The organism is Spirulina sp. 06S082 (genome assembly GCF_034932145.1).
GTDB lineage: Bacteria > Cyanobacteriota > Cyanobacteriia > Cyanobacteriales > Spirulinaceae > CCY15215.
In genome coordinates this window covers 1-7,550 of sequence record NZ_JAYGHV010000435.1, presented here as the reverse complement: position 1 = coordinate 7,550, position 7,550 = coordinate 1, and the positions used below count along the sequence as shown (strand labels likewise).

The 7,550-nt window shown below is 41.8% G+C and carries 5 protein-coding genes; 1 reads left to right on the top strand and 4 read right to left on the bottom strand.

Annotation, left to right across the window (positions count from 1 at the left end; translation table 11 throughout):
* Window positions 1-140 precede the first annotated feature (140 nt).
* From metH to VB714_RS26185, 4 genes are all read right to left on the bottom strand, one after another.
* The gene (gene metH / locus VB714_RS26200; RefSeq protein ID WP_416309807.1) at window positions 141-3,626 is read right to left on the bottom strand and encodes a methionine synthase; all 3,486 of its coding nucleotides are present in this window, start codon (window positions 3,624-3,626) and stop codon (window positions 141-143) included.
* 216 nt (window positions 3,627-3,842) lie between these two features.
* Window positions 3,843-4,196, bottom strand: coding sequence for a DUF5615 family PIN-like protein (locus tag VB714_RS26195; protein WP_323228182.1), 354 nt, complete (start codon window positions 4,194-4,196; stop codon window positions 3,843-3,845).
* The gene (locus tag VB714_RS26190) at window positions 4,197-4,448 is read right to left on the bottom strand and encodes a DUF433 domain-containing protein (RefSeq protein ID WP_323228180.1); all 252 of its coding nucleotides are present in this window, start codon (window positions 4,446-4,448) and stop codon (window positions 4,197-4,199) included.
* Between the two features lie 73 nt (window positions 4,449-4,521).
* Entirely contained in the window at window positions 4,522-4,875 is a 354-nt protein-coding gene (locus VB714_RS26185; RefSeq protein WP_323228178.1) for a hypothetical protein, read from the bottom strand.
* 117 nt (window positions 4,876-4,992) lie between these two features.
* Between VB714_RS26185 and VB714_RS26180 the strand changes: the two genes are divergently transcribed.
* A partial coding sequence (locus VB714_RS26180; RefSeq protein ID WP_323228177.1) for a pentapeptide repeat-containing protein occupies window positions 4,993-7,550 on the top strand: 2,558 nt, incomplete at its 3' end.

Here is a 7,550-nt window from a genome sequence, read left to right as displayed (position 1 = left end):
TTGACGAAACTCATTATCTTTCATTATAGAGGGAGAGATTATCGACAATATAAGATTATAGTTTCTCACATCTAAAATGCGATTGCACTCCCCTCAATTTTTTTCTAACTTTTTCAGCAAACCCTAAGTACACACTAAAATTACACACTAAAATATCTTGCGACAGGATGATAAGTAATAATTGCCGTTGTTGATTGTTCGGGATACAATTGTTCGCTCTCATCCATGTATAAATTAATGCGATCGCATCCCAATAATTCTAACTGTTTATATTGATCCTGAATGTTAGGACAAGCAGGATAACCGAAACTATATCGCGAACCTTGATAGCGCTGTTTTAAAACATCATGAATATTATCGGGTTCTTGGTCTGCAAATCCTAATTCTTGACGTATTTTAACATGGGTCCATTCTGCGAGGGCTTCTGCGGTTTGTACCGCCATGCCATGATAGTAAAGGTAGTTGGTATAGTCATCAGAATCAAACAGCTTTTTCGCGTATTTTGTGGCAATTTCTCCCATTGTCACTGCTTGCAGGGGAAACACATCAATAATATCCGATCCTTTTGGTGCGAAGAAGTCTGCAATGCACAAACGTCGCTTATCTTTTTGTCGGGGAAACTCAAACTGAGCAATTTCCTGCTTTTGTTCGGGATTTTCTGGATCGTAGATATAGAGGGTATTTCCTTCAGATTGACAGGGAAAATAACCGTAAATCAATGTGGGATGTAAAGAGTTTTCCTTTAAAATGCGCTGTTTCCATTCTGCCAAAATTGGATATACTTTCTCTTGCAGAAACGCATCATATTCTTCCTTCGATTGGTCTTTCGTTTTGCGAAATTGCCATTGTCCCACAAATAGTGCTTGCAAGTCTAAATACTCAAAAATTTCTTCTAAGGAAATCTCTTTGGGTTGCATTATTTTCGTCCCCCAGAAAGGCGGAGTAGGACGAGGAATATCAATATCAACTGCTTCAGAACGTCGCGTATCAATGACTTCTGGTTCTTGATTTTTTGCTTCTTTTTCTACTGTTGCAGATGTTTCGATATTTGCATCTTGAGAAGTATTTTTAATGGCATCATTTTCCTCTGCAAATTCTCCTAGAAAACCCTTGACATTATCCCAGTTTTGTGTATTCTTGGCGGGCATTAATTTATCCATAAAATGCAAATCGGAAAAGGCATCTTTCCCATAAATAACCCGACCTTTGTAAACATTTTGACAATCTTGATGGACAAATTTTGGCGTTAATGCTGCACCCCCTAAAATAACAGGGACAGTGATATTGCGATCGCTAAATGTTTCGAGGTTATCTTTCATAAATGCCGTCGATTTGACCAGTAAACCACTCATGGCAATACAATCAGCATTACTCTCCTCATAAGCCTTAATAATATTCTCGACAGGTTGTTTAATCCCTAGGTTAATCACCTCATAGCCATTATTGGAGAGGATAATATCAACGAGGTTTTTCCCAATATCGTGAACGTCTCCTTTCACCGTGGCAATTACTACCGTTCCTTTGGCATTACTGGCACTTTCTTCCTTGTCCATGAAAGGTTCTAAATAGGCAACGGCAGCTTTCATAGTTTGGGCAGATTGTAACACGAAAGGAAGCTGCATTTTCCCAGAACCGAACAATTCTCCCACGACTTTCATGCCATCTAAAAGGAAAGTATTGATAATATGTAACGGTGGATGTTGTTTTAATGCTTCTTCTAAGGCAGTATCTAAACCGATGCGTTCCCCATCGATGATATGCTGTTTCAAGCGTTCTTCAACAGGAAGATTAAGATCGATCGCCTCTCCTTTCTTGGCTTTCTGACCTGCAAAAAGGTCTGTTAGTTTCATCAAGGGGTCATAGGTGCAAACCTCACCATCAAATTCCCGGCGATCGTAAATTAAATCCAGACAGATTTTCTGATGTTTGTCATCAATTTTAGCGAGGGGTAAAATCTTGCTGGCGCTAACAATAGCAGCATCCAAACCAACTTGCATTGCTTCATGTAAGAAGACAGAATTAAGAACTTGACGCGCGACTGTATTCAAACCGAAGGAAATATTAGAAACCCCTAGAATAATATGACAATCCGGTAATTCTTCGCGAATGCGGGCAATAGATTCAACTGTAGCTTTGCCATTGGCTCGATCTTCCTCGATCCCTGTTGAAATCGGTAATGCAAGGGAATCAAAAAAGACTTCGTGACCTGGAATTCCATATTCAACGGCTGCATTATAAGCGCGTTTGGCAATTTCAAATTTCTTCTCTGCTGTCCGCGCCATTCCCTCTTCATCAATCGTCCCGATCACCACTCCTGCACCGTATTTCTTGGCCAATTCTAGCACTTTATAAAAACGCGGTTCGCCGTCTTCGTAATTGGTAGAATTGAGAATACATTTTCCCCCAGCTACTTTTAAACCTGCTTCCATTTTCTCCCATTCTGTGGAATCTAACATCAAAGGCAGGGTGACATTATTAACGAGACGAGAGGCAAGTTCATTCATATCCTTAACCCCATCTCGTCCCACGTAATCCACGTTAACATCAAGGATATGTGCGCCTTCTTTGACCTGTGCTTTAGCTAAAGAAATTAACCCATCCCAATCTTCTTTATTTAACAAAGTGCGGCATTTTTTCGAGCCACTGGCATTCAGTCTTTCTCCTACAATGAGGAAGGAATTATCTTGGATATAAGGCTGAGAACTATAAATAGAAGCCGCAGAGGGTTCATTACTCGGTTTTCGTTCTTTTGGTGTTAGGATTTTGGCAACTTCTGCAAGTTGTTGAATATGTGCGGGACGAGTTCCACAACACCCCCCAATAATTTGTACGCCAAGGTCTTCAATAAAGTGCATTAAAGACATTCTCAATTCCATCGGCGTTAACTTATAATGTGCTTGTCCGCCGACATTTTCCGGTAAACCTGCGTTGGGGATACAGGAAACAATAAAAGGAGAATGTTCCGATAAATATTTAATATGTTCTTTCATTAAGTCGGGACCGGTGGCGCAGTTTAGCCCTAAAATATCAATAGGATAAGGTTCTAGAATTGTCAGCGCGGCACTAATTTCTGTTCCGACTAACATAGTTCCCATTGTTTCTACGGTAATGGAAACCATAAGAGGGAGACGTTTTTTCTTGTTTGCAAAGACTGCTTCGATCGCATTTAATGCGGCTTTAATCTGCAAAACATCTTGACAGGTTTCTACAAGAAGTAAATCTACACCACCATCGATCAATCCTTCTACTTGAACAATATAGGCTTCTTTAAGGGTGTCAAAATCAATATGACCTAAAGTAGGAAGTTTTGTCCCCGGTCCCATCGATCCGGCGACAAATCGGGGTTTTTCGGGGGTTGAATATTCTGCGGCGACTTTCTTGGCGAGTTCTGCGGCGGTTTTGTTGAGATAATAAGTCTGATCTGCAAGGTCATATTCTGCTAGGACAAAGGTAGTACCCCCAAAAGTATCGGTTTCGATAACATCTGCACCTGCTTCTAAAAAGTCTCGATGAACCGTTGCAACGGCTTCTGGTTTAGTATGAACGAGATATTCATTGCATCCTTCATATTTTTCCCCGCCAAAGTCTGCTGCGGTTAAATTTTGCACTTGCAGATTTGTTCCCATCGCACCATCAAAGACAATTACGGGACGCTGGGGACTGTTGAGGTGGTCGAGGAAAAGGCTCTTCATGGCGATCGCGAGAATTAAGGGAAGGAGGGTCTATGTTACTCTAGATTGCTCTCTATTATCGCTTATTTGCGGCCGAATTGGGAAAGACGCGATCGCCTTTTTGGGGAAATTTTATTCAATCTCAGGTACATGATTTGTGAGGATATTTTTTTAAGGTAGCGGACGTTGACGCACTTTTTCTAATTCTAAGACGGTAAACATTCCTGTAAAATCAATCCCTCGATCGATTGTATTACATAATCTTTCTGCTGATTCTGCCGGATTTTGAGGGCGATCGCGAAAATAAATAACGCCAATAGGAGAGGGAAATCCTAAACGATAAATAAGTTCTCCATAATCGCGATCGAATGTTAGCAAAAAACGTTCTTCTCGAATCGCACGCGCCAACACCTCCTCATCAGCAGCCTGCGGCGCATCTTCGCTACAGGAAGCAACATCGTAACCTAATCCCCGCAAGTGATTGATGCTAATTCTAGGAAAATTTTCATCGGCAAGAAACTGCATTTATTGTGTCTGGTTGACCATAGAAGCAGCATACCAAACCTCTTGACTAATACATTCAGAGGCAAAAGCAAAAACGGCTCGTAATCCTTCTAGAGTGAGTGTGGGATAATTTTCTAAGACTTGATCTTCTGTCCATCCTTCGGCAAATAGCCCCAATAAAAACTCTACAGAGAGTCGAGTTCCTTTGACAACGGGTTTCCCAATCAGGATTTTAGGATCGCAGTGGATGTATTCTCGCCAATGGGATTTCATGATGTGGATAATTCTAGACTTTCGATCGCTATTTTTAAGATGTTAGCATTTCAGTTATATCAGATTGAAGAAACTAAGCACTTTTGGCTTTAAACTGAGAGCGATCGCCTCGATGAAAGGCAATGTGGCCTTCTATTTCATTCTCACCGTTTAACTCTATCCATCCACTGCCACTTGCGTCGTCCATTTCATCACATCCTTCCCAAGTAAAGGCAAAACGTTCTTCTGTTTCCAGCCACCCATTAAGACCTCCTTCAACTAACCCAAACTGAAATTCACCGAAATTATTCGCATTAATTCTGATATAGGCTTGTACGTCCATATTAAAGTAATCTTCGTCCCACATTTCCATCTCGTAAATATGCCATAGACCGATAAAAGCGTGGTCTGCTTCAGGTTTTTGCAATTTTAATCTTTTTACGCTCATCTGTTTATTCTGCTAGGTTCTTGGGTTAGTTATATCAGATTGAGGGGCAGGCGATCGCGACAAAATCGCAATCCTCCCTTATTATAGACTGGAGAGGCGATCGACGAGAATAAGTGAATGAAAGCAACACTTCGCAGACTGTGGCAATTTTTCCATGCGCCGCTTGGCGAGTTAGTGTCGGAGGATACCGTAAGCGGTGGCGTTGACGTGGCGCAAGAGGTTTTAGAGTTGGCGGGATCGGCTTTACCGTTTATTAATATTGGCACGGGGTTGCTGAAATGGTATCTGGAGGTGACGAAGGAAGAACCTTCTTTAGCGAGTGCGGTGGCGATCGCGTCTCAGGTGGCTTATTTGGAGAGTTTGCGGGAGATTCTTAAGGGGGATGAGGAGTTACGGAAGAAGCTCGAAGGGAAACCTCGCGCTTCTGATGGACTGGCAAGGCAAATCGCTAAATTAGGGGACTTTGAGTTAGAGGATAAGGAAGCGAGAAAGGCGCTGGTTTATTTTCACGAGTCGCAGTTGGCGGCGGAGTTTAATGCAGTTTTAAGGGCGCGGTTACAGGAGGCGAATATTGCGGATGCTGAGGCGAAACTGTTGGCGGAAAAGGTGGCGCGGAATGCGGAACCTTATCTTTATGAGGCTGTGGCGGCTGCGGGGGAAGGGGTGGAAAGAATTCTGAAATGGTATCAGATGGGAGGAAAGGAGGTTTTTGAGAAGTATTTCAGTATTGAGACTTATCTGGAGGAACAAATTGCACCTAAACCCAAGGAAACCATTAATGCAAAAGAAGAGTTTACTTTTGAAGATATTTATGTGCCTTTGAAGGCGATTTCTCTTGATGCGAATGGGAGAGACAAAAAAGATGATAAGGGCAATCGTCAACCTTCTTTTGTATTAGAAGAATGGGCGCGAGAAATGCTAGAAAGTGATAAGGCACAAAAGCAAGTAATGTTTGTGCAGGGTGCGCCTGGACGAGGAAAGAGCGTATTTTGTCGGATGTTTGCCGATTGGATTCGCCAACATTTACACCCGATTTGGACTCCGATTTTGATTCGCTTGCGAGATATTGAGGATTTTCAGCAGAGTTTTGAGGAGACGTTACAAAGTGCAGTAAGAACAGACTTTGCTCAAACAGATAACGGCTGGTTATATGACCGAAATACTCGCTTTTTGTTTCTTTTAGATGGGTTTGACGAGTTGCGCTTAGAAGGGCGTGCAAGCGGTGGAGTTGAGAGATTTATTCGGCAAGTTGGAGTATTTCAGCGAGATAGTTTGCAAAATTCAGAAATGGGACATCGGGTGATTTTGACGGGGCGATCTTTGGCGTTACAGGGAATTAGTTCTTTGCCGCAAAATTTGGCACGGGTGAAACTGTTACCGATGGATGAAGGTATACAAGCAAAATGGCTGGAGAACTGGGAGAAAGTTGTTGATAAAAATCCCACTAAAGCAAAGGAAAAAATAGAAGCATTACGAGATTTTTTGAAATCGCAGAATTGTCCTAAAACTGTTCAAGATGAATTAGCAAAAGAGCCTTTATTGTTGTATCTTTTAGCTGCAATGAACCGAGATGGAGCATTGAAAGTTGAAGATTTTGAGGGTACAACGAAAATTCAAGCTAAGATTCAAATTTATGAGAAGTCTTTAGATTGGGTATTAACAGAACAGCGAAGCATTCTGATACAAAAACAGGTAACGGGAGTAGATATTGAGGATTTGCGCCGCATCTTGACGGAAGCAGGTTTATGCGTCGTGCAGTCGGGAGGAGAATATACTAAGGTGCAAATGATTGAAAAGCGTTTGAAAGGAGAAAAAGGTTCTCTCGATCTCATTAATCAGATGCGAGAGGAAAAAGGAGATGAGGGTTTAAAAAATGCGTTGGCGGTGTTTTATTTGCAACCTGCATCGGGAGACGATCAAGGATCGGTGGAGTTTTTTCACAAGAGTTTTGGGGAGTTTCTTTGTGCAAAGCGTATTGTAGAAAGTTTGGAGGAATGGATAGAAACAAAACAAAGGCGACGGGGATTTAATCTCAACGATGAGAATTTAGCGTGGGAAATTTACGATCTGTTGGGATTTGGGGAATTAACACCAGAAATTGTCGAATATTTGCTGGGGCTACTGATGGAAATTGAGAATTTTGGTTATAGTATATTATTTCAACGTTTAGAGAATTTTTATGAATGTTGGTGCGATGGAGAATATATTGATGCACCTCCCAATGAAAACTATCCTCAGAAAAAAATGTTAAATCTCCAAGAACAAATTGCAGATCGAGATCGCTTTTTAGGGTTGCGACAAGTCGATGTTTATACGGGATTGAATGTGATGATTTTACTGCTAGAGTTGCATCGTTACGGACAGCAAAAAGAAGCGTTGAAAAATAAAATCCATTTCTATCCTTGTGGGAAACCCAATGATGAAGGCAAATTAGAAGATAACACGAAACTTTTAAAAAGTATTGGTTATAGTGCTTGTATTGGGGCATTTGGATTCCTGAATACAGCTGGAAAATACCTCACTGGCGCAAACCTCACTGGTGCAAACCTCGCTGGCGCAAACCTCACTGGTGTAAACCTCGCTGGCGCAAACCTCGCTGGCGCAAACCTCACTGGTGCAAACCTCGCTGGCGCAAACCTCGCTGGTGCAGACCTCACTGGATCAGACCTCGCTTG

Coding starts and splice junctions, on each gene's coding strand:
- VB714_RS26185 (WP_323228178.1), bottom strand. CDS start 4,875: ATGAGCGTAAAAAGATTAAAATTGCAAAAACCTGAAGCAGACCACGCT.
- VB714_RS26195 (WP_323228182.1), bottom strand. CDS start 4,196: ATGCAGTTTCTTGCCGATGAAAATTTTCCTAGAATTAGCATCAATCAC.
- metH (WP_416309807.1), bottom strand. CDS start 3,626: ATGGGAACAAATCTGCAAGTGCAAAATTTAACCGCAGCAGACTTTGGC.
- VB714_RS26190 (WP_323228180.1), bottom strand. CDS start 4,448: ATGAAATCCCATTGGCGAGAATACATCCACTGCGATCCTAAAATCCTG.